The organism is Pseudomonas grimontii (assembly GCF_007858185.1).
Lineage (GTDB): Bacteria > Pseudomonadota > Gammaproteobacteria > Pseudomonadales > Pseudomonadaceae > Aquipseudomonas > Aquipseudomonas grimontii.
In genome coordinates this window covers 26,263-50,449 of the sequence record NZ_VFES01000023.1, presented here as the reverse complement: position 1 = coordinate 50,449, position 24,187 = coordinate 26,263, and the positions used below count along the sequence as shown (strand labels likewise).

The 24,187-nt window shown below is 62.7% G+C and carries 21 protein-coding genes and 1 pseudogene; 13 read left to right on the top strand and 9 right to left on the bottom strand.

Annotated elements, in window-relative coordinates:
- Positions 1-24 precede the first annotated feature (24 nt).
- The 3 genes from FIV39_RS27295 to araH are packed head-to-tail and all read left to right on the top strand — an operon-like array spanning position 25 to position 3,506.
- Complete coding sequence (locus tag FIV39_RS27295; protein ID WP_090405878.1) at positions 25-1,029, top strand: substrate-binding domain-containing protein; 1,005 nt, start codon at positions 25-27, stop codon at positions 1,027-1,029.
- The gene (gene araG / locus FIV39_RS27290; RefSeq protein WP_090405875.1) at positions 1,026-2,528 is read left to right on the top strand and encodes an L-arabinose ABC transporter ATP-binding protein AraG; all 1,503 of its coding nucleotides are present in this window, start codon (positions 1,026-1,028) and stop codon (positions 2,526-2,528) included. The genes FIV39_RS27295 and araG overlap by 4 nt, the downstream gene beginning before the upstream one ends.
- A 9-nt stretch (positions 2,529-2,537) precedes the next feature.
- On the top strand, positions 2,538-3,506 hold the full coding sequence (gene araH / locus FIV39_RS27285) for an L-arabinose ABC transporter permease AraH (RefSeq protein WP_090405872.1): 969 nt from the start codon (positions 2,538-2,540) through the stop codon (positions 3,504-3,506).
- Between the two features lie 121 nt (positions 3,507-3,627).
- Here araH and FIV39_RS27280 read toward each other — a convergent pair.
- A pseudogene (locus FIV39_RS27280) lies at positions 3,628-3,753 on the bottom strand (aldose epimerase family protein); the annotation flags it as partial.
- 104 nt (positions 3,754-3,857) lie between these two features.
- A complete protein-coding gene (locus tag FIV39_RS27275) occupies positions 3,858-5,006 on the bottom strand; it encodes an aldose epimerase family protein (RefSeq protein ID WP_090405869.1) in 1,149 nt (382 codons plus the stop codon).
- Positions 5,007-5,142: 136 nt separating this feature from the next.
- Here FIV39_RS27275 and FIV39_RS27270 point away from each other — a divergent pair, with 136 nt between their 5' ends.
- On the top strand, positions 5,143-5,910 hold the full coding sequence (locus FIV39_RS27270; protein WP_090405866.1) for an SDR family NAD(P)-dependent oxidoreductase: 768 nt from the start codon (positions 5,143-5,145) through the stop codon (positions 5,908-5,910).
- Positions 5,911-6,047: 137 nt separating this feature from the next.
- Here the strand turns inward: FIV39_RS27270 and FIV39_RS27265 are convergent, their stop codons facing one another.
- Positions 6,048-6,644, bottom strand: a complete 597-nt coding sequence (locus FIV39_RS27265; protein WP_090405863.1) for a glutathione S-transferase family protein — start codon at positions 6,642-6,644, stop codon at positions 6,048-6,050.
- Between the two features lie 113 nt (positions 6,645-6,757).
- Complete coding sequence (locus tag FIV39_RS27260; protein ID WP_090410049.1) at positions 6,758-7,720, bottom strand: AraC family transcriptional regulator; 963 nt, start codon at positions 7,718-7,720, stop codon at positions 6,758-6,760.
- Between the two features lie 100 nt (positions 7,721-7,820).
- Here FIV39_RS27260 and FIV39_RS27255 point away from each other — a divergent pair, with 100 nt between their 5' ends.
- Positions 7,821-9,056: an MFS transporter gene (locus tag FIV39_RS27255; protein ID WP_090405859.1), complete on the top strand. Its 1,236-nt coding sequence runs from the start codon at positions 7,821-7,823 to the stop codon at positions 9,054-9,056.
- A gap of 44 nt (positions 9,057-9,100) precedes the next feature.
- The gene (gene yghU, locus FIV39_RS27250; RefSeq protein ID WP_090405857.1) at positions 9,101-9,928 is read left to right on the top strand and encodes a glutathione-dependent disulfide-bond oxidoreductase; all 828 of its coding nucleotides are present in this window, start codon (positions 9,101-9,103) and stop codon (positions 9,926-9,928) included.
- A gap of 124 nt (positions 9,929-10,052) precedes the next feature.
- Here yghU and FIV39_RS27245 read toward each other — a convergent pair whose 3' ends face one another.
- From FIV39_RS27245 to FIV39_RS27235, 3 genes are read right to left on the bottom strand one after another with little or no spacing between them, the layout of a single operon-like run.
- On the bottom strand, positions 10,053-10,979 hold the full coding sequence (locus tag FIV39_RS27245) for a sugar ABC transporter substrate-binding protein (protein WP_090405854.1): 927 nt from the start codon (positions 10,977-10,979) through the stop codon (positions 10,053-10,055).
- A 19-nt stretch (positions 10,980-10,998) separates the two neighbouring features.
- Complete coding sequence (locus tag FIV39_RS27240; RefSeq protein WP_090405851.1) at positions 10,999-11,778, bottom strand: TIM barrel protein; 780 nt, start codon at positions 11,776-11,778, stop codon at positions 10,999-11,001.
- Positions 11,778-12,794 carry a Gfo/Idh/MocA family oxidoreductase gene (locus FIV39_RS27235; RefSeq protein WP_090405849.1) on the bottom strand — a complete coding sequence of 339 codons (1,017 nt, stop codon included), beginning with the start codon at positions 12,792-12,794 and terminating at the stop codon, positions 11,778-11,780. The genes FIV39_RS27240 and FIV39_RS27235 overlap by 1 nt, the downstream gene beginning before the upstream one ends.
- Positions 12,795-12,979: 185 nt before the next feature.
- On the opposite strand from FIV39_RS27235, the gene FIV39_RS27230 reads away from it, so the two are divergent.
- Positions 12,980-14,953: a sigma-54 interaction domain-containing protein gene (locus FIV39_RS27230; protein ID WP_090405846.1), complete on the top strand. Its 1,974-nt coding sequence runs from the start codon at positions 12,980-12,982 to the stop codon at positions 14,951-14,953.
- A 528-nt stretch (positions 14,954-15,481) separates the two neighbouring features.
- On the opposite strand, the gene rtcR is transcribed toward FIV39_RS27230, so the two are convergent.
- On the bottom strand, positions 15,482-17,062 hold the full coding sequence (gene rtcR, locus FIV39_RS27225) for an RNA repair transcriptional activator RtcR (RefSeq protein ID WP_090405844.1): 1,581 nt from the start codon (positions 17,060-17,062) through the stop codon (positions 15,482-15,484).
- A 212-nt stretch (positions 17,063-17,274) separates the two neighbouring features.
- Between rtcR and FIV39_RS27220 the strand changes: the two genes are divergently transcribed.
- Genes FIV39_RS27220 through rtcA form a run of 3 tightly spaced genes read left to right on the top strand, consistent with a single transcriptional unit; the run spans position 17,275 to position 20,338 of the window.
- Positions 17,275-18,501, top strand: coding sequence for an RtcB family protein (locus tag FIV39_RS27220; RefSeq protein WP_090405841.1), 1,227 nt, complete (start codon positions 17,275-17,277; stop codon positions 18,499-18,501).
- Positions 18,502-18,515: 14 nt separating this feature from the next.
- Positions 18,516-19,304: a nucleotidyltransferase domain-containing protein gene (locus FIV39_RS27215; protein ID WP_090405838.1), complete on the top strand. Its 789-nt coding sequence runs from the start codon at positions 18,516-18,518 to the stop codon at positions 19,302-19,304.
- Between the two features lie 8 nt (positions 19,305-19,312).
- Entirely contained in the window at positions 19,313-20,338 is a 1,026-nt protein-coding gene (gene rtcA / locus FIV39_RS27210; RefSeq protein WP_090405835.1) for an RNA 3'-terminal phosphate cyclase, read from the top strand.
- Here the strand turns inward: rtcA and FIV39_RS27205 are convergent.
- Positions 20,335-21,378, bottom strand: a complete 1,044-nt coding sequence (locus FIV39_RS27205) for a LacI family DNA-binding transcriptional regulator (protein ID WP_090405832.1) — start codon at positions 21,376-21,378, stop codon at positions 20,335-20,337. The genes rtcA and FIV39_RS27205 overlap by 4 nt on opposite strands.
- A 162-nt stretch (positions 21,379-21,540) precedes the next feature.
- Here FIV39_RS27205 and FIV39_RS27200 point away from each other — a divergent pair, with 162 nt between their 5' ends.
- The 3 genes from FIV39_RS27200 to FIV39_RS27190 are packed head-to-tail and all read left to right on the top strand — an operon-like array spanning position 21,541 to position 24,186.
- Positions 21,541-22,635, top strand: a complete 1,095-nt coding sequence (locus FIV39_RS27200) for a fatty acid desaturase family protein (RefSeq protein WP_090405829.1) — start codon at positions 21,541-21,543, stop codon at positions 22,633-22,635.
- A 28-nt stretch (positions 22,636-22,663) separates the two neighbouring features.
- Positions 22,664-22,984, top strand: a complete 321-nt coding sequence (locus FIV39_RS27195; RefSeq protein WP_090405826.1) for a MocE family 2Fe-2S type ferredoxin — start codon at positions 22,664-22,666, stop codon at positions 22,982-22,984.
- Between the two features lie 2 nt (positions 22,985-22,986).
- A complete protein-coding gene (locus FIV39_RS27190) occupies positions 22,987-24,186 on the top strand; it encodes an NAD(P)/FAD-dependent oxidoreductase (protein WP_090405823.1) in 1,200 nt (399 codons plus the stop codon).
- The last annotated feature ends 1 nt before the right edge of the window (position 24,187 follow it).

The following is a 24,187-nucleotide window of genomic DNA, read 5'->3' as shown; positions in this document are numbered from 1 at the left end:
AAACAACAACAAGGAGTCACCCGTATGAATCGTCGTCGTGGTATCCGTTCCCTGTGCTGCGCCGCTGTGGCGGTCTCGGCCATGAGCTTGAGCGGGCTGTTGCTGGCCGCTGAAGAAGTGAAGATCGGTTTCCTGGTCAAGCAGGCCGAAGAGCCCTGGTTCCAGACCGAATGGGCCTTCGCGGAAAAAGCCGGCAAGGAACATGGCTTTACCGTGATCAAGATCGCCGTGCCCGATGGCGAGAAAACCCTCTCGGCCATCGACAGCCTGGCCGCCAACGGCGCCAAGGGCTTTGTGATCTGCCCGCCGGACGTGTCCCTGGGCCCGGCCATCGTCGCCAAGGCCAAGGCCAACGGCTTGAAAGTGATTGCCGTGGATGACCGCTTTGTCGACGCCAAGGGCAACTTCATGGAGGACGTGCCGTACCTGGGCATGGCCGCGTTTGAAGTGGGCCAGAAACAAGGTGCCGCCATGGCCGCCGAAGCGAAAAAACGCGGTTGGGACTGGAAGGACACCTACGCGGTGATCAACACCTTCAATGAACTCGACACCGGTAAGAAACGCACCGACGGCTCGATCAAATCCCTGGAAGAAGCCGGCATTCCCAAGGACCACATTCTGACGGCTGCGCTGAAAACCCTCGACGTTCCCGGCAGCATGGACGCCACCAACTCGGCCCTGGTCAAGCTGCCCAGCGGCGCGAAAAACCTGATCATCGGCGGCATGAATGACAACACCGTGCTCGGCGGCGTGCGCGCCACCGAAAGCGCCGGTTTCGCCGCCGCCAATGTGATCGGCATCGGCATCAATGGCACCGACGCTATCGGCGAATTGAAGAAAGCCAACAGCGGCTTCTTCGGCTCGATGCTGCCGAGCCCGCACATCGAGGGCTACAACACCGCGCTGATGATGTACGAGTGGGTCACCAAGGGCACTGAGCCGCCTAAATACACGGCCATGGACGAAGTGACCCTGATCACCCGTGCCAACTTCCAGGAAGAACTGACCAAGATCGGGCTGTGGAAATGACTGCGGCGGCCCTGCGTTTTGACGCTATCGGCAAAACTTTCCCTGGGGTCAAGGCGCTGGACGGCATCAGCTTCACCGCCTTGCCGGGGCAGGTGCACGCCTTGATGGGCGAGAACGGTGCGGGCAAGTCGACGCTGCTGAAGATCCTCGGCGGCGCCTATATCCCCAGCAGCGGCAGCGTGCAGATTGGCGCGCAGACCATGGCGTTCAAGTGCGCCGCCGACAGCATCGCCAGCGGCGTCGCGGTGATTCACCAGGAGCTGCATCTGGTGCCGGAAATGACCGTCGCCGAAAACCTGTTCCTCGGGCATTTGCCATCGCGCTTTGGCGTAGTCAACCGGGGCCTGCTGCGCAAGCAGGCCCTGGCCTGTCTCAAGGGCCTGGCGGATGAAATCGACCCCGAGGAAAAACTCGGACGCCTGTCCCTGGGCCAGCGCCAACTGGTGGAAATCGCCAAGGCGCTGTCCCGTGGCGCCCATGTGATTGCCTTCGACGAACCGACCAGCAGCCTCTCGGCGCGGGAGATCGACCGCTTGATGGCGATCATCACGCGCCTGCGCGACGAGGGCAAAGTGGTGCTCTACGTGTCGCACCGCATGGAAGAGGTGTTCCGCATCTGCAACGCGGTCACGGTGTTCAAGGACGGCCGCTATGTGCGAACCTTCGACGACATGAGTGCGTTGACCCACGACCAGTTGGTGACCTGCATGGTCGGTCGCGACATCCAGGACATCTACGACTACCGCCCGCGCGAGCACGGCGAGGTGGCGCTCAAGGTCGATGGTTTGTTGGGGCCGGGTTTGCGCGAACCGATCAGTTTTGACGTGCGCAAAGGCGAAATCCTCGGCCTGTTCGGCTTGGTGGGGGCAGGGCGCACGGAGCTGTTCCGTTTGCTCAGTGGTTTGGAACGCGCCAGTGCCGGCAGCCTTGAGTTATGCGGGGAGGCCCTGCAACTGCGTTCACCCCGCGACGCCATCGCCGCCGGTGTGCTGCTGTGCCCGGAAGACCGCAAGAAGGAAGGCATTATTCCGCTCTCAAGCGTCGCCGAGAACATCAATATCAGCGCGCGTGGCGCCCACTCGGCGTTCGGCTGGTTGCTGCGCGATGGCTGGGAAAAGGGCAATGCCGACCAGCAGATCAAGGCAATGAAAGTCAAAACCCCGACCGCCGCGCAAAAGATCATGTACCTGTCTGGCGGCAACCAGCAGAAAGCCATTCTTGGCCGCTGGCTGTCGATGCCCATGAAGGTCCTGCTGCTGGATGAGCCGACGCGTGGCATCGACATCGGTGCCAAGGCCGAGATCTACCAGATTATCCATAACCTCGCGGCCCAGGGCATTGCGGTGATCGTGGTGTCCAGCGACCTCATGGAAGTGATGGGCATCTCCGACCGCATCCTGGTGCTGTGCGAAGGCGCGATGCGCGGCGAACAAATCCGTGAGCACGCGACTGAATCCAACCTGCTGCAACTGGCCCTGCCGCGCGGCCTGGCGAACTGAGAGAAGACCATGACGACTCAAAACAACGCGCTGCCGACGGCACGCAAACCCCTCGATATGCGCGCACTGCTCGACAACTGGGCGATGCTGTTGGCAGCGGTGGGCATCTTTGTCCTGTGCGCCTTGCTTATTGATAACTTCCTCTCGCCGTTGAACATGCGTGGCCTGGGCCTGGCGATTTCCACCGTGGGCATCGCCGCGTGCACCATGTTGTTCTGCCTGGCGTCGGGGCACTTCGACTTGTCGGTGGGCTCGGTGATCGCCTGCGCCGGCGTGGTGGCGGCGATTGTGATGCGCGATACCGACAGCGTCATGCTGGGCATCGGCGCGGCGCTGCTGATGGGCCTGGTGGTCGGGCTGATCAACGGCATCGTGATCGCCAAGCTGCGGGTCAATGCGTTGATCACCACCTTGGCGACCATGCAGATCGTGCGTGGCCTGGCGTATATCTTTGCCGACGGCAAGGCGGTGGGGGTGTCCCAGGACCAGTTCTTTATCTTTGGCAATGGCCAGTTGTTCGGCGTGCCGGTGCCGATCCTGATCACCATCGTGTGTTTCCTGTTTTTCGGCTGGCTGCTCAACTACACCACCTACGGGCGTAACACCATGGCCATCGGCGGCAACCCGGAAGCGGCGCTGCTGGCGGGGGTGAACGTTGACCGCACCAAGATCCTGATCTTCGCCGTGCATGGCCTGATCGGTGCATTGGCGGGTGTGATCCTCGCCTCGCGCATGACCTCGGGCCAGCCGATGATCGGCCAGGGCTTCGAGCTGACGGTGATTTCTGCCTGCGTGCTGGGCGGGGTGTCGCTGAGCGGCGGGGTGGGGATGATTCGCCACGTGATCGCCGGGGTGTTGATCCTGGCGATCATCGAGAACGCGATGAACCTGAAGAACATCGACACCTTCTACCAGTACGTGATCCGCGGTTCGATCCTGCTGCTGGCGGTGGTCATCGACCGCATGAAACAACGCTAAGGGTCATTGCACCGATACCTTGGCGTAGCTGTCGAGCCCTGGCGAGGCTGCGTAGCGGTGTGTCAGACATACCGCGTACGCAGCCTCGCCAGGGCTCGACAGCTGCTACGCGTGGGGTGCGTTAATCAGCGGAGAACTTGAAGACGGTGTTCTGGCTGTAGGTCTGCCCCGGATTCAAACGGGTCGAGGCAAACGTCGGTTGGTTAGGCGCATCCGGGAAATGCTGGGTCTCCAGGGTGAAACCGCTCCTTGGCGTAGCAGCTGTCGAGCCCTGGCGAGGCTGCGTAGCGGTGTGTCAGACATACCGCGTACGCAGCCTCGCCAGGGCTCGACAGCTGCGAGTGGGGTGCGTTAATCGGCGGTGAATTTGAAGACGGTGTTCTGGGTGTAGGTCTGTCCTGGATTCAGGCGAGTTGAGGCGAAGTTTGGTTGGTTAGGCGCATCCGGATAGTGCTGGGTCTCCAAGGTGAAACCACTCCAGTGCAGGTAAGTCTTGCCACCTTTGCCCTTCACCGAGCCATCAAGGAAGTTGCTGGTATAGAACTGCACGCCCGGTTCGCTGGTGTAGAGCTGCAAGCGTCGGCCTGATGCCGGGTCATGCACCTCGGCGGCGAGTTGCTTGACGTCGCCTTTGGTATCCAGCGCCCAGTTGAAGTCAAGCCCACCCTGTTTGGGCTCGGCAAACTTGAGCTGCGGATGATCCTCCTTGATGTGCTGCCCGATCGGGGTGGGCTTGAGGAAGTCCATCGGCGTGCCCTTGACCGGTGCGAGTTCGCCGGTCGGAATCAGGGTGGCATTCACCGGGGTGTAATGGCTGGCGTGCAAGGTAGCGACTTGCTTGAGGATGTCGCCGTTACCCGCACCGGCCAGGTTGAAGTAACTGTGGTTGGTGAGGTTGAGCACCGTCGGTTTGTCGGTGGTGGCTTTGTAGTCGATGTGCAGTTCGTTCTTGTCGTTGAGGCGGTAGGTGACTTCGGTTTTCAAGTTGCCGGGAAAACCCATCTCACCGTCCTTGGACAGGTAGCTCAGCTTCACACCGACCGAGTCCTTGTCCTTGACCGGCTCGGCCTTCCACACCTGCTTGTCGAAGCCCTGGGCGCCGCCATGCAAGGAGTTTGGGCCATCGTTGAGCGGCACCTGGAAGCGCTTGCCGTCGAGTTCAAAGGCGCCGCCAGCCAGGCGATTGCCGAAGCGACCGATGGTTGCGCCGAAAAACGCCGTACCGGCTTGATAGCCTTGCACGTCGTCAAAGCCCAGTACCACATCGTCGACCTTGCCGTTTTTATCCGGCACTTTCAGCGACTGCAGCACGCCGCCGTAGGTGATCACCGTGGCTTGCATGCCGTGGCTGTTGCGCAAGATGTACTGTTCGACGGCGGTGCCGTCGTTGGTTTTACCGAAAGGTTTTTGCTCACTGCTCAGGCCGGCTGCCTGGGCGCCGCCGCTGGCGATCAGCATGGACAGCGCCAGTCCGGACAGCAGGTATCGAGGGTGCTTCATGGTCGAACTTCCTTTTGTTGTTTTGAGTGGAATAGTTCTACTAATAGCGATATTTTGTCGTTGTGACAGCGAATTTATAGCCTTTTACCCCGGTTTCGTAAAATAAAATAAGACTAATTGATCGAGGCATCCTTTTATGAGTAGTGAACACGCCGTTTATCCCGACCTCAAGGGCAAGACCGTATTGATTTCCGGGGGCGCCTCGGGGATCGGCGAATTCATGGTGCGGGCCTTCGCTGTGCAGGGTGCCAAGGTCGGCTTTGTGGATCGCGCGCAAAGCCAGGGCGAACGCCTGGCGGCGCTGTTGAGTTCCCAGGGGCACACCGTGGAGTTCGTGTGTTGCGACATCACCGACGAAATCGCCTACAAGGCGGCGATAGGGCGCTTCGAGCATTCCCTGGGGCCGATCACCGTGCTGGTGAACAACGCTGCCAATGACGTGCGTCACACCCTGGAAGAGGTCGATTCGGAAATGTTCGACCGGCTGATCTCGGTCAACCTCAAACACGCCTTCTTCGCCGCCAAGGCCGTGGTGCCGATGATGAAACGCGCCGGCAGCGGCTCGATCATCAACCTCGGCTCCGTCGGCTGGATGATGGCCTCCGCCGGCTACCCGGTGTACGCCGCCAGCAAGGCCGCCGCCCACGGCATGACCCGCGCGTTGGCACGCGAGCTGGGCCCGAACCGTATCCGTGTGAACACGCTGGTGCCGGGTTGGGTGATGACCGACAAACAGCTGGCTATGTGGGTGGATGACGCCGCCAGGGAACTGATCAGCCGCAGCCAGTGCCTGCCCGGCAGCGTCCTGCCGGAACACATCGCCAATATGGCGCTGTTTCTTGCTTCCGATGCGTCGGCGATGTGTTCGGCGCAGAACTTTATTGTGGATGGCGGCTGGGTCTGAGCCTGACTCAATCCTTCATGCAACCCAGGCCAATGTGGGAGGGGGCTTGCTCCCGATAGCGGTGGTTCAGGCAGTACTTCTATAACTGACCCACCCTTATCGGGAGCAAGCCCCCTCCGACATTTGAACGGTGTCGCTTATTCGATGGGGTAACGCTTGAACGCCGGATGCTGCTCCAGTCGCTCGGCATGCCGTTGCAGGTTGGGAAACGCATCCGCCTTGACCACCGACGCCACGGTGAACTGGCTGAACGACCACGCCACCGCCGCCGTAATCGACGCCTGGGTCAGTGCTTCGCTGTCGTCCAGTTGCTTGTCCAGCAACGCATAGGCGGCGAGCAATTGGCCGGTCACGCGCTCAAGCCACGGTGCATGCAGTTTCTCGGCCGGGCGCAGGTCGTGTTCATAGACGATCTGCACGCTCTTCTCACAGGCTGCCAGCGCCAGTCCCAGAACGTGCAAGTCCTTGGCGAGTGCCGCCGGTTGCTGGGGCAGCAGCTTCCTGTCAGCCGGGGCCAGGGCTTCGAGGTAATCCAGGATCAGGCTGGAGTCCATCAATACCGTGCCATCGTCCAGCACCAGGGTAGGGGCCTTGACCACCGGGTTGATCTGCGCAAATTCGTTGAAGGTGCGGAACACGGACAAGGGCTCGTGCACGAAATCCACCCCGTACAGGTCCAGGGAAATTGCCACGCGGCGTACGTAGGGCGAGTCCAGCATGCCGACCAGTTTCATGAAGCCTCCATTGCTATCAGGGTGATGAGCTCAAGAGATTAAGGGCACTCGGTCGCCCGGCGCAATTGTTGATGCGCCTGCATCCCCTGTTCAATCGGTCGGCGAGGAACCCTTCATGCCGGGCTGCTGAAGCCTTGGCGGCTGGCCCCCGGCGGTTGCCCGGTGATGCGTTTGAAGGCGCGGCTGAAGGCCGCCTGGGAGGTATAGCCGAGGCGGTACGCGACTTCTTCGATGGGCAGCCGCTCCAGGGTCAGCCACTGGCTGGCGAGGCGCATGCGCAGTTCGGTCACGTAACGCAGCGGTGGTACTCCCAGGGTGGCCTGGAAACGATCCGCGAACACCGAGCGTGAGGTATGACAGTGCGCCGCCAGTTCGGCCACGCTCCAGTCGCGCCCCGGTTGCTGGTGCAGGGCGAGCAGGGCGCCGGCCAGGCGGGTGTCGCGCAAGGCGGCCGCGAGGCCCGACGCATTGGCGCAGGCGCATTCGACCCAGCCGCGCACGATCATCGCCGCCACTACATCGGCCAGGCGCGCGAGGATCCCGGCATAACCGACGCGGGCGCTGGAGACTTCGCGTTCCATCACCGCCAGGATCGGCATCAAGCCGGGGTAACGCTGGCCCCCGGCGTCGATCAGCATCAAGGCCGGCATCAGGTTGCCGAGGCCCTGGATGCTGTCGAGCTCGAACTCCATGCAGGCGCTGAACAGCAGGGTGCTGGGGGCCTGATCGGGCGAGGCATTTACGCCGCACACGGTATCGCCCAGCGGTGCGGCATCGAAGCTGGCGATGTCCTGCACAGGGTCATCCGGCTTGGACAACAGCGCATGGGCGCCACCGTGGGCGATAAACACCGCATTACCGGCCGACAACTCAAAGAGGCTGCTGTCGTGCAGGCGCAGGGTCGCGCAGCCGGCGGCCAGGAAATGGAAATACGCGTGGCCGGGCTTGGCCGCAAAGCTGATACCGAACACCGGCCCGGCCTGGATGCGCCGGTACTGCACGCCGCGCAGGCGCATGCTGCGCAGCAGCTCATTGATCAGCTCGGAGGACAGGGTGAATGCGTTGTCGGCTGGCATATTCGGGGTTTCGGTCAAAAACTCAAGGGTTTGAATCATAGATCATCCTGAGGGTGGAACCTAGACTGGCCGTCACGCTAATGCCCGAGGATCTCTTGTGATGAATGATTGTGTGTCCCATGCCCCTGTCGATGGCAGGGCAGAACCGACCACGCCGGCCTGGATGGCGGTGTTTTCCCTGGCGATGGGCGTGTTCGGCCTGCTCACGGCGGAGTACCTGCCGGCCAGCCTGCTGACGCCGATGGCCCTGGACCTGGGCGTGTCGGAAGCGTTGGCCGGGCAAGCGGTCACGGTCACGGCAGTGGTGGCGTTGTTCGCCGGTTTGCTGGTGCCTGGCCTGACGCGCGGCATCGACCGACGCCTGGTGCTGTTGGGGTTCTCCACGCTGATGATTGCGTCCAACCTGCTGGTGGCGTTCTCGTCCAGCCTCCTGGTGCTGTTGTTGATGCGCATCCTGCTGGGCATTGCCCTCGGCGGTTTCTGGAGCATGGCGGCGGCCGTTGCGATGCGCCTGGTACCGGCGGCATTGCTGCCGCGTGCCCTGTCGATCATCTTCAGCGGCATTGCGGTGGGCACTGTGGTCGCGGTGCCATTGGGCAGCTTTCTGGGGGATCTGTACGGCTGGCGCAGTGCATTTGTGGCGGCGGCTGCCGTCGGCGGGGTGACCCTGGCGTTCCAGCTGTTCACGCTGCCGCGCCTGGCACCCAGCGGCACCGCGCGCCTGCGCACCGTGCTTGATGTACTGCTGCGCCCCGGCATCGCCATCGGCATGTTCGGTTGCGTGCTGGTGCACACCGCGCACTTCGCGCTGTTTACCTACATTCGCCCGTTTCTGGAAAGCACCACCGGGGTCGGCACCCAAGGGCTGGCGTTGATGCTGCTGGGGTTTGGCGCGGCGAATTTTGTCGGCACGCTGCTGGCCGGATGGTTGCTGGTGCGCAACCCGCGGGGAACCCTGGTGTTGATGCCGGTCCTGGTGGGCGTCGCTGCGTTGGCCCTGGTGCTGCTGCCCGCGTCACTGCCGGGTCAGGCATTGCTCCTGGCGCTGTGGGGCATGGCCTTCGGCGGCGTGCCGGTGGCGTGGTCGAACTGGGTGGCGCGTGCGGTGCCGGATCAGGCGGAAAGTGCCGGTGGCATGGTGGTCGCTTCGGTGCAATCGGCCATCGCGGCGGGTGCTGCTGGCGGGGGCGCGATGTTCAGTGCCACCGGCATCGACGGGGTGTTTCTGGGCGCGGGTTGCTTGATGCTGCTGGCGGCACTGTTGATCGCGCTGCGTGTGCAGGTGCCCCGGCATAGCGAGGCGGGGAGTGTGACGCATCACCCGTCTTTGGTTTAGTCTCAAGCGCTTCGCTGATCGCAAACGCTTCTGGAGCCGTAAGCATGACCGAGTATGTACCCCCGAAAGTCTGGACCTGGGACGCCGAAAGCGGCGGCACCTTCGCCAGCATCAACCGGCCCATCGCCGGCGCCACCCATGACAAGGCGCTGCCGGTCGGCAAGCATCCGCTGCAGCTGTACTCCCTGGCCACGCCCAACGGGCAGAAGGTCACCATCCTCCTTGAAGAACTGCTGGCCCTGGGGCACAGCGGCGCGGAATACGACGCCTGGCTGATCAAGATCGGCGACGGCGACCAGTTCGGCAGCGGCTTTGTCGGGGTCAACCCGAACTCCAAGATCCCGGCCTTGATGGACCACAGCGGCGTCCAGCCGATTCGTGTGTTCGAGTCGGGTGCGATCCTGCAATACCTGGCCGAGAAGTTCGGCGCCTTCTTCCCCACCGAGCCTGCGGCCCGCGCGGAGTGCCTGTCGTGGTTGTTCTGGCAAATGGGCAGCGCGCCGTACCTGGGTGGTGGCTTCGGTCATTTCTATGCCTATGCGCCGAGCAAGATGGAATACCCGATCAACCGTTTTGCCATGGAAACCAAGCGCCAGTTGGATGTGCTGGACCAGCGCCTGGCCGTGAGCGAATACATCGCCGGGGATGAATACACCATCGCCGATATTGCCATCTGGCCGTGGTACGGCGGGCTGGTCAAAGGCCGCCTGTATGGGGCAGCGGAGTTTCTGTCGGTGCACGAGTACACACACGTACAGCGCTGGGCCGACGCGATTGATGCGCGGCCGGCGGTGCAGCGTGGGCGGCGGGTGAATGGGGTGTCGGGCGAGGAACCGTTGCCCGAGCGGCATGACGCAAGTGACCTGGACTGATTGAGATCCAAGTGTGGGAGGGGGCTTGCCCCCGATAGCGGTGGATCAGTCACGGATGTATCAACTGACCCACTGCCATCGGGGGCAAGCCCCCTCCCAACATTTTGATCGCCTTATCTTCGATTTACTTGTAGCGCTGTTCGAACACCGCCACCTGCTCCGGCTTGATCAATTCAAACGGCACCCACACCTCCGACTCGATCGGCTCGCCCTTGATCATCTTGATCGCCGACTGCACTGCCTGAGTGGCCTGGGCCTTGGGGTCCTGGAACACCGAGGCGGTGAGCATGCCTCGCTTGATCGCCGCCAAACCGTCGGGTAAGCCGTCGATGCCGATAATCGCGATCTCACCCTTGGCCTTGCCTGACTGTTGCAAGGCCATGGCCGCGCCAATCGCCATTTCATCGTTATTGGCGACGATGGCATCGAACTGCGTGCCCGCCAGCAGCCAGTTGCTGGTCAGGTCCATGCCCTTGCTGCGTTGCCACTCGGCGCTTTGCTGCTCGACCACCTTGATGCCGGGAAAGTCCTTGAGCACCTGCTTGACGCCTTCGGTGCGGTCATGGGTGGCGTTCTGCGCGAGGTCGCCCATGATGATCGCCACATTGCCTTTGCCGCCGAGTTTTTCCGCGAGGTAGCGCATCTGCAATTGCCCGGCCTCGATATCGTTGGAGGCCACGGTGACCACGCCCTTGGGCAAGGTGCGCTCATCCGGGTGGCGGTTGACGTACACCAGCGGCGTCTTGGCTGCCACGGCAGCGCGGGTCATGTTGGCGGTGGCGGCGGTGTCCACCGGCAGCACGATCACGGCGTCGACTTTCTGGTTGAGAAAGCCTTCGACCTGGTTGAGCTGGCGCACCACGTCGCCCTGGGCGTCTTCGAACTGGATCTGCACGTCCTGTTGTTTAGCGGCATTTTCCAGGCCGGTGCGCACGTAGGTCATGAAGTTATCGTCGACCCGCGCGATGCTCACGCCGATGCGATACGCGGCGAAGGTCCATTGGCTGAACAGCAGTAAAAACGCAGCAACAAGCAATGAATAGCGATGCATGAGGGTGTTCCTTTTATTGTTATAGGGTGAACGCTTGACGGAAACGCTCCAGGGCCAACTCGCTGTCGCCGCTGGCCCAGCCTTCGAGGCCGACCACGCCGTTATATCCCATGGCGTGCAGGGCCCTGGCAATGGCCGGGTAGTGGATTTCGCCGGTGCCGGGCTCTTTGCGCCCGGGCACGTCGGCCACCTGGATTTCACCGATGGCGCTGCCTGCGCGCTGGATCAGTTCGATCAGGTTTCCTTCGCCGATCTGCGCGTGGTACAGGTCCAGGTTCATCTTCAGGTGCGGGCTGCCCACGGCTTCGATCAGCGCCAGGGTGTCGTCGGCGCGGGCGAACGGGGTGCCTGGGTGGTCGACCTCGGTGTTGAGGTTTTCCAGCAGGAACACGCGGCCGGCGTCTTCGCCCAGGCGCGCGATTTTTTCCAGCGCCTTGCACGCGCTCAGCCACATGCGCCCGGTGGTCTGGCTCACGGGCTGCACCGGCAGGCCGCCGTCACCCAGGCCGGTGCCGTGCAGGTTGAGGCTGGGGCAGTTCAGGCGCTCGGCGACGCCGATGGATTCGCGCGCACTGTCGAGCAGTTGGCGGATACCGTCGGGGTCGGTGAGGGTGCCGCTGATGTAGCCGGTCATCGAGGTGAAATCGGCGCCGGTGGCAGCCAGGGCGCTGATGTCCTTGTTGGTCCAGTTCCAGATCTCGGCGCTGAAACCCAGTGCATGAATGCGCTTGACGCGCTCGATGAAGGGCAGGTCGAGAAACACCATCTCGGCACTGATCGCCAGTTTGAACGGGCTCATCAACGGGCTCCCTGCACGGCCACGGCCTTGCCGGTTTCGAACGACTCGATACAGGCGCGGGCAATCGCCAGGGCGGCGCGCGCGTCTTCACCACTGGCCATGGGCTTGGCGCCGGTGCGCAGGCAGTCGACAAAGTGGTTGAGTTCGGCGATGTAGGCGTCGCGCAGCAGGTCGGTGTCCATCCGTTGGGTGTCGGCCTGGATGCCCTGGGCCAGGTAGCGCACCAGGTCGGAGTCGTTGAGGCTGCCCATGCTCAGCATGCCGGCGCTGCCGAATACTTCGCCGCGCACATCGTAGCCGTACACTGCCTGGAAGTTGGCCTCGGCGGTGGCGATGGCGCCGTTGTCGAAGCGGATCGCGACCACGGCGGTGTCGAGGAAACCTTTGCTTTTGTACTCCGGCGCGATCAGTGCGTCGGCCATCACATACACCTGCACCGCTTCGGCGCCGGGGTTGAGGTAGCGCAGGGTGTCGAAGTCGTGGATCAGGGTTTCCAGGAAGATCACCCATTGCGGCGAATTGGCCGGGTTGTTGAGTGCCGGGTCGCGGGTCAGCGAACGCAACAACTGCGGCGTGCCAATGCGGCCGGCCGCCACATCGAGGTGGGCGGTGCGGAAGCTCTTGGCGAAACGCCGATTGAAACCGACCTGCAGCGGCACGCGCGCATCGGCCGCGGCGGCAATGGCGCGGTCGGCTTCGTCGAGGGTGATGGCCATGGGTTTTTCGCAGAAGATCCCCTTGCCGGCGCGGGCGGCGCTGATCACCAGTTCGGCGTGGCTGCGGGCAGGGGCGGCGATGAGGACGCCGTCGATATCCGGGTCGTCGAGCAGTTGTTGCGGGTCGGTGTAGACCTTGGTTACCCCCAGTTCGGCTGCCAGGCGTGCGGCTTGGCCGGGAGTGGGGTCGGCGATGGCGGCGAGGGTCGCGCCGGGGATGTGTCGCGCGGCGGTCAGGCCGTGGAAACTGCCCATGCGACCAGCCCCGATCAAGCCCAGGCGGATGTTCTGTGTACTCATGAAGTGACCCCTTTTTATTGTTGGCCGCAGGACAGCCCTGACTGGCAAAGGGGAAGGAGCAAAGGTTATGCCAATTTATAAGTAGCTGATAAGTAAGAATTTATAAAAAGCGATAAACAGAATGTGTTCATTCTGATGACATGCCTATACTGACATGTCAAAAAAATGAACATGGATACCTCCCGATGAGTATGGCGTTCAGCGTACAAGACCTCGACTACCTGACGGCCCTGGGGCCTGCGGCGCTGAACGACGGCCCCGTTGCCGCGCTGGAACACGCGTGGCGGGCGTGCCTGACCGGGCAGGTGCAGCGCCCGGCGGAGGTGCGGCAGGTGATCTGGGATTCCTGGCGGCGCAGCGTCGATGCCGGTATCGACCCGGATGACAGCCAGTACCGCTTTGTCGCGCCTCACGACCTTGATGCCACCCTGGGCATTCACCGCGTGCTGATCGCCGCCGCCGCGCAAGTCATGCACGGCTTGTTGGCCTACAATCCTCGCGGCCATATCAACCTCACCGACGCCGACGGCACCACCCTGTATTTCTGCGGGCTGGACATCACCCCCGTCGGCAGTCGCCTGCTCGAATCGGTCCAGGGCACCAACTGCACCGGCCTGGCCCTGGCCGAGGACCGCCTGGTGTACGTGCTGGCCGAAGAAAACTTCGGCAGTGGCCTGCGCCAACGCCGCATGCACTGCGCCGCCGCGCCGATCAGGAATGCCCAGGGCCAGACCCTGGCAATGCTGACCCTCACCGCCGAACCCGGCTGGTTTCACTTTCACACTCTTGGCACCGTGCAAGCCGCTGCCGAAGCGGTATCACGCCAGATGGCCCTGCAAGCGCTGTTGGAAGAGCAGCAAACCGTGCTTGAAGTCCTCAACGAAGGCCTGGTGGTGCTCGATGAGCGTGGCTGTATCAAGGCGCTCAACCGTTACGCCCGGCAACTGTTCGGAGTGGGGCTGGAGTTGATCGGCAGCCCCTTCCAGCGCCTGGGCCGCAGTGAGTTGAGTGACGCCATTCTTTTACGCGGTGGTGAGCCGGTGCGCGACCTCGATTGCACCTTCCACCTGCACGACCGCAGCCAACTCGCCTGCCTGGTCTCGGTGTGCCCGCTGGAGCAGGGCGGGGTGATCGTGTCGCTGCGCGAGAACCGCCGCATTCGTGAAATCACCCGGCGCATCATCAGCACTCAGGCGCGCTACACCTTCGACACCATCCAGGGCACGTCACGGGCGATCCAGGACGCGTTGCACCTGGGGCGCATCGCCAGTCGCAGTGAATCCACCACCCTGATCCTCGGCGAAAGCGGCACCGGCAAGGAGTTGTTCGCCCAAGCCATCCACAACGCCAGCGACCGCGCCAACGGCCCGTTCGTGGCGGTCAACTGCGGCGCGATCCCGCGCGACCTGGTGCAGAGCGAACTGTTCGGGCATGTCGAAGGCGCGTTCACCGGCTCGGCCCGGGGTGGATCGGCGGGCAAGTTTGAACTGGCGGATGGCGGCACCATCTTTTTGGATGAGATTGGCGATATGTCCTTCGACGCTCAGGTCAGCCTGCTGCGGGTGTTGCAGGAAGGCGAGATCACCCGCGTCGGCGCGAAAAACTCACGGCAGGTGGACGTGCGCATCATCGCCGCTACCCACCGCAACCTCAGCCAGGCGGTGGCCGAAGGTGCGTTCCGTGAAGACCTCTACTACCGCCTCAACGTACTGAACCTGACCGTGCCGCCGCTGCGCATGCGCCGTGAAGATATTCCGCTGCTGGCACGGCACTTCCTCACGCGCTGCGCCCGTTCGCTGCGCAAATCGGTACAGGGATTTTCCCCGGATGCGCTGGAACTGCTGTCGGCCTACGGCTGGCCGGGCAATGTGCGCGAGCTGGAAAACAGCATCGAGCGCGCCACCAACCTGGCGGCGGGCGAGCTGATCCAGGCGGCCGATTTGCCCCTGGAAACCAGACCACGCGCCACGCTGCGCCACTACGAACCTCAGCCCGCCCAGGACCTGAGCAGCCACGAAATGCACGCCATCGTCGCCGCACTCAAAAGCACCGGCGGCAACATCCGCCTGGCCGCCCGGCAACTGAACGTATCGCGCGGTGGGCTGTACAACAAGATGAGTCGATTCGGGCTGAATGCCGCAGATTTTCGCGGCGCGTAAGGTCGAAATGTGGGAGGGGGCTTGCCCTCGATAGCGGAGTGTCAGTTGACATCTACTTAACTGATCCACCGCCATCGGGGGCAAGCCCCCTCCCACATTTTTAACCGCGTTTCAGGCGGTGGGGAGATAGTGATCGATGGCGGGATCGAAGGGTGGGTCGGGGATGACTTTGTTCATGGTGTAATTCCAACTGGTAGGTAAGGAGTCGAACCTTTCGCGACTAAACGTCGGGTGGCGGCTGTACGCAGGTTAGTCGACCGGCCAGTTGAATCCGGCGCACCCGAAGGTGCCCTGCGCACAGCCACCATGAACATGGCGACAGCTTGCGCAAACTGGTAACGGGCGACTAAACCCGAGCACTGATGAGCGGTGACGGACCGCAGGCCAGCCACCGATTCCAGCAGGCACAAGGCGGCCAGGATTGTCTAGGAAGCGTCCTGCAATTAAAAGGGACCGGCCTTGCTGGCCCTTTACAAACCATGACAAAACGCCACTGTTTGGTTTGGGTCGAGGAGATGTTCGTCGGAGCTAGGGCTTCAACTGCTTCCAATCGATCGAAAACCGCGCCAGGTATTTGCGCAACCGATCTGCATCGTTCGGTTGTGCCTTGGCCTGGCGTGATACACCAAACAGGCGGCGGCCAGCGTCTGACAGGCTGTCGGATTGCAGGCAAACATCGATGACAGCGTTGAGCTGCAACTGGTCAAACAGGTCCAGGTCGGCAGGCAGCAGCATATGGGGCTCGGACAGTCCCCAGGCGTAACGCAGGCGCTGGATTTCTTCTTCGACCTGGGCTTCATTGATGCGCCCACTGTCGGCCAGTGTCGCCATGCGCGTGATGGATGCGGACAGTTCGCGAAAGTTGCCCAGCCACGCCGCTTCGCTGGAACCTGCAAACGCCAGGTAACGACGACGCGCTTCCAGGTTGAAGCGTACGCGTCGGCCCTGCTCGCGGGCGTGACGCTCCAGTTCGAAATCAATGTTGGGCTCTATATCTTCGCGCCTTCCCGCCAGGCCTGGCAGGTCAAAGGTCCACAGGTTGATACGCGCATACAGGTCTTCGCGAAACAACCCTTCGGCGACCCGCCCGCGCAGGTCGCGGTGGGTGCCGGCGATGATCAGGAATTCACTGGTCACTTCGGTGTCGGCGCCCATCGGGTAGAAGCGTTTTTCTTCGATGGCCTTGAGCAGCATGGCCTGTTCATCCAGGCCCAGTTCGCCGATTTCATCGAGGAACAGCATGCCGCCATGGGCCGCGCGCAGCAGGCCGTCGCGAGCGTTTTGCGCGCCGGTAAAGGCCCCCTTGATATGCCCGAACAGCGCGGACATCGCGCCATCGCCGCGCAGGGTGGCGCAGTTCACTTCGACAAAGCGGCCCTGCACCTGATGGCGGCTGCGCTTGAGTTCGTAGATGCGCCGGGCGAGGAAGGACTTGCCGGCCCCAGTGGGGCCGATCAGCAGCATCGGCGCCGTTGAGCGTACGGCCACACGTTCGATCTGTTCGATGGAGGCATTGAACGCACGGTTGCGCGTGGCAATTCCTGATTTGAGAAACGCCAGGCCTTCCAGGCGCTCGTGGGCAAAGCGCGAAGCGATGCGGTCGTAGCGCGACAGGTCGAGGTCGATCAGGGTGTGGGTGCCGGTGGCGGGCGCGATGTCGTCCTGGCGGCGTGAAGGGGCTGTCTGGATCAGACGTGCCGGCAGGTTGCGCGCCTCGGTCAGCAGGAACCAGCAGATCTGCGCGACGTGGGTGCCGGTGGTGATATGCACCAGGTAGTCCTCACGCTCGGTGTCGAAGGTATAGGCGCTGGTGAAATCGTGCAGCGCGCCGTACACCTCTTCGAAATCCCAAGGGTTGACCAGCGGCATCGGGTGCAGGCGCACCTCAGTGTGGGGCGAGATCTGCTGGATGTCGGCGCGTACCCGCTCGGCCAGGCTGGTATCGCGAGCGTCAACGTCGTGGATCAATTCCAGGCGATCGATCTGCACATCCTCTTGCTGGCACAGCCCGACGCTGGGGCGCCAGTGGTTCCAGCGATTGGCTCCCTTGCCGACGCGATCCAGCTTGGAGCCGATAAATCCGATTGCGACCGTGCGCTTGTGCTTCATGACTAGACCAAAATATAAGTAACGATATGTAAGGATATTAAGCCGGTGATCGGTTTGTCATGGTTTTTCACTGGCGAAAAATAAAAATTATAAAAATATCAATGTAAAACAATGGGTTGTAAATTTTTTAAAGCGTGCGGAAAAAGCTGGCACGTCTGCTGCTATCACCTGATCAACGCCGCAACGACGGCTTTCAAAAAAGAATCGAGATCATGCAAAAGAACACCTGCCAACTGCTGGAAGTCGCCAACGGCAAACCGATCAAGCTGTGGACCGAAGGCGTGCCGGTTGAGCCCGAAGCCCGCCAGCAACTGATGAACACCGCCAAGATGCCGTTTATCTTCAAGCACCTCGCGGTGATGCCGGATGTGCACCTGGGCAAGGGCTCGACCATCGGCAGCGTTATCCCCACCGTGGGGGCGATCATCCCGGCCGCCGTGGGGGTGGACATCGGCTGCGGCATGATCGCCGCGCGCACCACGCTGATGGCCGGCGATTTGCCGGACAACCTGCATGGCCTGCGTTGCGCCATTGAGGCCGCCGTACCCCATGGCCGTACCCGCAGCCGTAACGGCCGTGACAAAGGCGCCTGGGAAGACGTGCCGGCTCAGGCCGATCAGGTATGGGCTACGTTGCATCCGCGCTTCAAGGCAATCACCGACAAGTACCCGCAACTGGAACGCAGCAACCACCGCCAGCACCTGGGCACGTTGGGCACCGGCAACCACTTTGTCGAGGTGTGCCTGGATGAAGCCAACCGCGTCTGGTTCATGTTGCACAGCGGTTCGCGGGGCGTGGGCAATGCCATCGGCAACCTGTTTATCCAATTGGCCCAGGCGGATATGCGTCAGCACCTGGCCAACTTGCCGGACCGTGACCTGGCGTATTTCGAAGAGGGCAGCCAGCACTTCGATGACTACGTGCAAGCCGTGGGCTGGGCCCAGGATTTTGCCCGGCAGAACCGCGAGTTGATGATGCGCGCGGTGGTCCAGGCGACGCGCCAGGTGATCAGTAAACCGTTTGAAGTGGCACTGGAGGCCGTGAACTGTCATCACAACTATGTACAAAAAGAGCGGCATTTTGGCGAAGAAATTTTGGTGACCCGCAAGGGTGCGGTCTCCGCAAAAAAAGGCGAGCTGGGGATTATTCCGGGCTCCATGGGCGCCAAAAGCTTCATCGTGCGCGGCCTGGGCAACGAAGAATCGTTTTGCTCGTGCAGCCACGGCGCCGGTCGCACCATGAGCCGCACCAAGGCGAAGAACACCTTCACCGTCGCCGACCAGATCCGTGCGACCGCCCATGTGGAGTGCCGCAAGGACGCCGATGTGATCGACGAAATACCGATGGCCTACAAGGACATCGACCAGGTCATGCACGCCCAGCGCGAGTTGGTGGAAGTGCTGCACACCTTGCGTCAGGTGGTGTGCGTCAAAGGATAAGCGGAGGAATCGAGATGCAAAGGGAAGAACGACACCCGTTGAGCGACGCCATGCGCGCCCGGGTTGTGCAGGCGCTGGACAAGATAGAACACGAGCGCAATGTGAAGGTGCTGTATGCCTGTGAATCGGGCAGCCGCGCCTGGGGTTTTGCCTCCACCGACAGCGACTACGATGTGCGTTTCGTCTACGTGGAAAAACCTGATTGGTTCATGCAGGTGGACGCGCCGCGTGACGTGATCGAACGTCCGCTGGATGACGAGTTGGACGTGAGTGGTTGGGAACTGCGCAAGACCTTGGGCCTGCTGCGCAAATCCAATCCCACGTTGCTGGAGTGGCTGGATTCGCCGTTGGTGTATCGCCAGGAAACCGAGGCCACCGCGCAACTGCGGGCGCTGGCCGAAGCTTTCTACAGCCCGCCGGCCGCGCGCAATCACTACCTGTCGATGGCCAGGAAGAACTTTCGCGGTTACCTGCAAGGTGAAACGGTGCGCTTCAAGAAATACTTCTACGTCTTGCGGCCGTTGCTGGCGGTGCGCTGGATCGACCTGGGGCTGGGGCGACCGCCGATGACCTTCGCCGACTTGCTGAGCACGGTGAATGACGCGCAACTGTTGGATGAAGTGGCGACGTTGCTGGCGCTCAAACGCAATGCCGGTGAGGCGGCTTATGGTCCGCGGCGTCCGGCGCTACATGCATTTATCGAGGCTGAACTGGAACGCGAAGTGCCGGTATTGCCACGCACTCGCGAAGACTCACAACGACTGGACCGCTATCTGCGGGACACGGTTAAACGCTTTGCATAAGGATGGATATGAAACAGGACGTGATTGAACTGGATGGCGCCATTGGCGGTGGGCAGGTATTGCGCAGTGGTGTGAGCCTGTCGATGGTGACCGGGCGCACACTGCTCATCAGGAACATCCGCGCCAAGCGCAGCCGCCCTGGGTTGATGCGCCAGCACCTGACGGCCGTGCTGGCAGCGGCCGAGGTGTGCAGCGCTCGGGTGGAAGGCGCCGAGCTGGGGTCGCAAACCCTGCTCTTTGCGCCCGGGCCGATTCAGGGCGGCGACTACCGCTTTGTGATCGGCACGGCGGGCAGTTGCACCCTGGTGCTGCAAACGCTGTTGCCGGCGCTGTTGCGGGCAACGGCCGCCAGCCGCGTGACCATTTGCGGCGGCACCCATAACCCGCTGGCACCGCCGGTGGACTTCTTGCAACGCGCCTGGTTGCCGCTGTTGCGGCGCATGGGCGCGCGCGTTGAGTTGAGTCTGGTCCGGCATGGTTTTGTCCCGGCAGGTGGCGGCGAGTTGCAGGCGTTTATCCAGCCCGGCGAACTGGCGCCGTTGCACCTGATGCAGCGTGGCAAATTGTTGGACGCCCGGGCGACCACCCTGAACGCCGGCTTGCCTGCTCAGGTGGGCGAGCGTGAGCTCAAGCGCGTACGCCAGCGTCTGGGGTTCAGCCCGGCACAGCTGTTTACGGTCGAGATAGATCCCGATCACGGCCCGGGCAATGTGCTGATGCTGGAATACGCCCACGAGCACGTCACTGAAGTGTTCAGCGCCTTTGGCATGGCCAGGGTCCGTGCTGAAACCGTCGCCGATGAGGCAATCAACCAGGCAGTGCAATGGCAGGGCAGCGACACGGCGGTGGGCGAACACCTGGCGGACCAACTGTTGTTGCCGATGGCATTGGCGGGCGGTGGCAGTTTCACCACGGCGCATATGAGCGATCACTTGCACAGCAACATGGCGGTGATTCGCCGCTTTCTGCCGGTAGTGATCGAAAGTCATGAGCAGCAAGAGGGGGCGTTGAAGGTGGAGTGCCGGGCGCTCTAAAGATTCTCCGAGGTGACGATCTGCGGCGCGATATGCACCCGATGCCGCACCGGATCGAACCCCTCGGCACTCTGCAATTGCACCAGCAATTGCACCAGCGCGTTCGCCGTCTGCCTGGGCTGTGAGTCCATCACCACATCGATCAACCCCTGGCTCAGCGCCTGGCGTGACAGCTGCGTGGACTCCTGCAAAATGCAGCACAACGCCGGGCGCTTGGGCAGTTGCGCCAGCGCACTGATGATGCCGTCGCCGCCGCCGCCCACCACGCACAGGCCGCGCAGATCTGTGTGGCGTGTGAGCAGGTCGAGGGTGGCTTCTTCGGTGATGTCGCAGTTGTCCAGGTTGATCAGCGGTTCAAGTGGTTTGAGGCCGGGTGCATGTTCGGCAAGGTAGCTGTGCAGGCCTTCGACCCGTGCCTGGTGCCCGAGGAAGCGATGGCCGCCGAGCAGAATCCCCACGCTGCCCTTGCGGGCGCCACAGGTGCGGGCGAGCAGCCAGCCCATGGTGCGCCCGACCACGTGGTTGTCCTGGCCTACATAAGGTTCAAGCGCTTGCTCGTGAATATCCGAAAGCAGGGCGACCACCGGCACGCCGGCCTCGCGGATTTGCGCCAGGCACGCGTTGATCAGCGGGTGGGCGAAGCTGACCACGGCGAGGGCATCGCACTGCACGGCCAGTTGTTCGATCTGCGCGACGATGGCGCTGGGTGTGCGGTCATTGATGTAGTCGAATTGGCAGGTCAGGTTGGCGGTGGCGTGATGCTGCGCCGCCTCGCTGATCGACTGCGCCAGGTGGGCATAGAACGCCTGGGCGGTGCCCAGCAGCAGAATGCCGAAGCGATAGGTCGGCCGGCGTTCGCGTATGCGCTGGCCGATCAGCCGCGCCGCAAAATAGCCCACGGCTTCGGCGGCCTGGAACACCTGCTCGGCCGTCTGCGGATTGACTGGCGCACGCGCATTCAGCACGCGGTCGACGGTCGCCACGCTGAGGCCCGCATGGGCGGCGACGGTGGCGATGGTCGGGCGTTTATTGTTGTTCATGACAGCCCCCTTGAGCGTCTTGATAGAAAACTATCAAGCCCCGCTGGGCCTGGATGATAGCTTGATAGGGAATGGATTCAAGGCCTTGAGGGTGATTTAGCCGCACTCTATCGTTGGTTTCGCAAAGCACCTGAAACCTCTCGCTTGCGGAGAACAATAACAATGCCTGAACACACCGCTCACATCGCTCGGCGCGACTACAGCCTCACCGGCCCCGAAGCCGCCCGCGCGGCGGAAAAAGGCCTGGTCTCGGCCAGTTGGTACCAATCGCCGATTTCCCGTAAACGCATGAAAGAACTGATGCAACGCCGCGACAGCCCGGCCTTGCTCGACACCGCTATTTGGGTGAGTGCACTGTTCGCCACCGGCTTCGGCGGCTACTGGTTCTGGGGCACGTGGGCCTGCGTACCGTTCTTCCTCGCCTATGGCGTGCTGTACGGTACCGCGTCCAACCCGCGCTGGCACGAAACCGGCCACGGCACCGCGTTCAAGACCCGCTGGATGAACGATGTGCTGTACCAGGTTGCAAGCTTCATGTGCATCTTCGAACCCCACGTTTGGCGCTGGAGCCATGCCCGGCACCACACCGACACCATTGTCGTCGGCCGTGACCCGGAGATCGTCGAGCCACGCCCGCCGAGCCTGCCGATGATGTTTCTCAGCCTGTTCAACCTGCCCCTGGCCTGGAAGACCTTCAGCGGTGTAGCGCGCCATGCGATCGGCCAGATGAGTGCCCAGGAGGCGGACTTCATTCCCGAATCCGAGTGGCCCAAGGTGTACCGCGCCGCGCGTATCTGGGTTGGCATTTATGCGCTGGTGATCGGCACCGCGCTGTACCTGCACAGCTGGTTGCCGCTGATGTTGGTTGGGCTGCCAAGTATTTACGGCGCCTGGCTCGGTTATGTGTTCGGCCTCACCCAGCATGTAGGCCTGGCCGAAGACGTGCTCGACCACCGCAGCAACTGCCGCACGATCTACATGAACCGCGTGCTGCGCTTTATCTACATGAACATGAACTACCACCTTGAGCACCACATGTACCCGATGGTGCCGTACCACGCATTGGCGCAACTGCACGAAGAGATCCGCAACGACTGCCCGCCGCCGTACGCCAACCTGTTTGAGGCGTACAGGGAGATCATCCCGACGATCTGGAAGCAGCGCAGCGATCCGACGTATTTCGTCCAGCGTCCCATCAGCCCCAGTGCTGAACCGCCCGTCAGGGCCCCGATGCATGCAGAAGCCACTGCTGGCTGAATCCCACCCAAGAACAAGAGAAAACGCCATGAACGATCAATGGATCGACGTCTGCGCCGTGGGCGAAATAGATGAAGAAGACGTGCTGCGCTTCGACCACGGGCCGCACACTTACGCGGTGTTTCGCTCGGCGGACAATGAGTTTTTCGCCACCGCCGGCCTGTGCACCCACGAGAAAATCCACCTCGCCGACGGCCTGGTAATGGACCATGTGGTCGAATGCCCCAAGCACAATGGGCGCTTCGATTATCGCTCCGGCAAGGCCCTGGGCGCGCCGGTGTGCGTCAACCTCAAGACCTACCCGGTGCGTGTCGAAGCGGGGCGGGTTTTGCTCGCCGTCACGGCTTGATGATGAACGCACCTTTGATCATCGTCGGCGCCGGCCATGCCGGTGGCCGCGCGGCATTGACCCTGCGTGAAGAAGGCTACAGCGGGCGCCTGATCCTGATCGGCGACGAGCCACACTTGCCCTACGAGCGGCCGCCCCTGTCCAAGGGGTTGTTGCAGGGCAGCGTGGACCTGGCCGGCTGCAGCCTGTGCGACAGCGCCCGGTTCGCCGAGTTGGGCATCGAACATATCGCCGGTAACCCGGTCAGCCAATTGGACCCGCCGCAGCACCGCCTGCAACTCGCCGACGGCCAGTGGCTGTCCTACGCCGGCCTGTTGCTGGCCACCGGAGGCCGGGCGCGGCGTCTGCCCCAGGAGCAGGCCAACGTGCTTTACCTGCGCACCCACGATGAAGCGCTGGTGCTGAAATCCGCGTTGCGCCCCGGAGCACGGCTGGTGGTTGTCGGCGGCGGGTTTATCGGCCTGGAAGTCGCGGCCACGGCGCGGGGCCTGGGCTGTGAGGTGACGGTGCTTGAAGCCGGGCCACGCTTGGCGGGCAGGGTGCTGGCGCCGGTCATCTCCGAAGCGCTGCTGACACTGCATCGCCAACACGGCGTGGACGTGCGCTTGAATGTGGCGCTGGAGTCGATCCATGACGATGCGGTGCAACTGGTGGACGGGCAGTCGCTGCCCTGCGACCTGGTGGTGGTCGGCATCGGCATGCAGCCGAATATCGAGTTGGCCGTGTCGGCGGGGCTGGAGGTGGGACAGGGCATTCGTGTCGACACGCACCTGCGCACCAGCGCGCCGGACATCTACGCGGCAGGTGACGTTTGCGAGTTTCGCCTCGGCGGCGAGTACCAACGCCAGGAAACCTGGCGCAACGCCGAGGCGCAAGGGCGGCATGCCGCGCTGAACATGCTCGGGCGCGATCAGCCGTTCGAAACGCTCCCCGGTTTCTGGTCCGACCAGTACGACTGGGGCTTGCAGACCGTGGGCGTGATCACGCCGCTGACCGTCAGCCGTGTATTGCCGGACGCGGGTCTGTTGCTGTTCTACCTCGACGCCGACCAGCGCTTGCAAGGCGCCTGCGGCTGGGGCCGCGGCAATAGCGTGGCCAAGGACGTCAAGCTGTGCGAACGGCTGATCAGCGCGCGCATCGCCCTCAACGCGGCCAGCCTGGCCGACCCCGACGTGTCCCTCAAACAGCTGCTGCGAGGCTGAT

Coding starts and splice junctions, on each gene's coding strand:
- rtcA (WP_090405835.1), top strand. CDS start 19,313: ATGAAACAGGACGTGATTGAACTGGATGGCGCCATTGGCGGTGGGCAG.
- FIV39_RS27260 (WP_090410049.1), bottom strand. CDS start 7,720: ATGCCAGCCGACAACGCATTCACCCTGTCCTCCGAGCTGATCAATGAG.
- FIV39_RS27205 (WP_090405832.1), bottom strand. CDS start 21,378: ATGAACAACAATAAACGCCCGACCATCGCCACCGTCGCCGCCCATGCG.
- rtcR (WP_090405844.1), bottom strand. CDS start 17,062: ATGAAGCACAAGCGCACGGTCGCAATCGGATTTATCGGCTCCAAGCTG.
- FIV39_RS27200 (WP_090405829.1), top strand. CDS start 21,541: ATGCCTGAACACACCGCTCACATCGCTCGGCGCGACTACAGCCTCACC.
- FIV39_RS27230 (WP_090405846.1), top strand. CDS start 12,980: ATGAGTATGGCGTTCAGCGTACAAGACCTCGACTACCTGACGGCCCTG.
- FIV39_RS27190 (WP_090405823.1), top strand. CDS start 22,987: ATGAACGCACCTTTGATCATCGTCGGCGCCGGCCATGCCGGTGGCCGC.
- FIV39_RS27240 (WP_090405851.1), bottom strand. CDS start 11,778: ATGAGCCCGTTCAAACTGGCGATCAGTGCCGAGATGGTGTTTCTCGAC.
- araH (WP_090405872.1), top strand. CDS start 2,538: ATGACGACTCAAAACAACGCGCTGCCGACGGCACGCAAACCCCTCGAT.
- FIV39_RS27215 (WP_090405838.1), top strand. CDS start 18,516: ATGCAAAGGGAAGAACGACACCCGTTGAGCGACGCCATGCGCGCCCGG.
- FIV39_RS27255 (WP_090405859.1), top strand. CDS start 7,821: ATGAATGATTGTGTGTCCCATGCCCCTGTCGATGGCAGGGCAGAACCG.
- FIV39_RS27270 (WP_090405866.1), top strand. CDS start 5,143: ATGAGTAGTGAACACGCCGTTTATCCCGACCTCAAGGGCAAGACCGTA.
- FIV39_RS27275 (WP_090405869.1), bottom strand. CDS start 5,006: ATGAAGCACCCTCGATACCTGCTGTCCGGACTGGCGCTGTCCATGCTG.
- yghU (WP_090405857.1), top strand. CDS start 9,101: ATGACCGAGTATGTACCCCCGAAAGTCTGGACCTGGGACGCCGAAAGC.
- FIV39_RS27235 (WP_090405849.1), bottom strand. CDS start 12,794: ATGAGTACACAGAACATCCGCCTGGGCTTGATCGGGGCTGGTCGCATG.
- FIV39_RS27265 (WP_090405863.1), bottom strand. CDS start 6,644: ATGAAACTGGTCGGCATGCTGGACTCGCCCTACGTACGCCGCGTGGCA.
- FIV39_RS27220 (WP_090405841.1), top strand. CDS start 17,275: ATGCAAAAGAACACCTGCCAACTGCTGGAAGTCGCCAACGGCAAACCG.
- FIV39_RS27195 (WP_090405826.1), top strand. CDS start 22,664: ATGAACGATCAATGGATCGACGTCTGCGCCGTGGGCGAAATAGATGAA.
- araG (WP_090405875.1), top strand. CDS start 1,026: ATGACTGCGGCGGCCCTGCGTTTTGACGCTATCGGCAAAACTTTCCCT.
- FIV39_RS27295 (WP_090405878.1), top strand. CDS start 25: ATGAATCGTCGTCGTGGTATCCGTTCCCTGTGCTGCGCCGCTGTGGCG.
- FIV39_RS27245 (WP_090405854.1), bottom strand. CDS start 10,979: ATGCATCGCTATTCATTGCTTGTTGCTGCGTTTTTACTGCTGTTCAGC.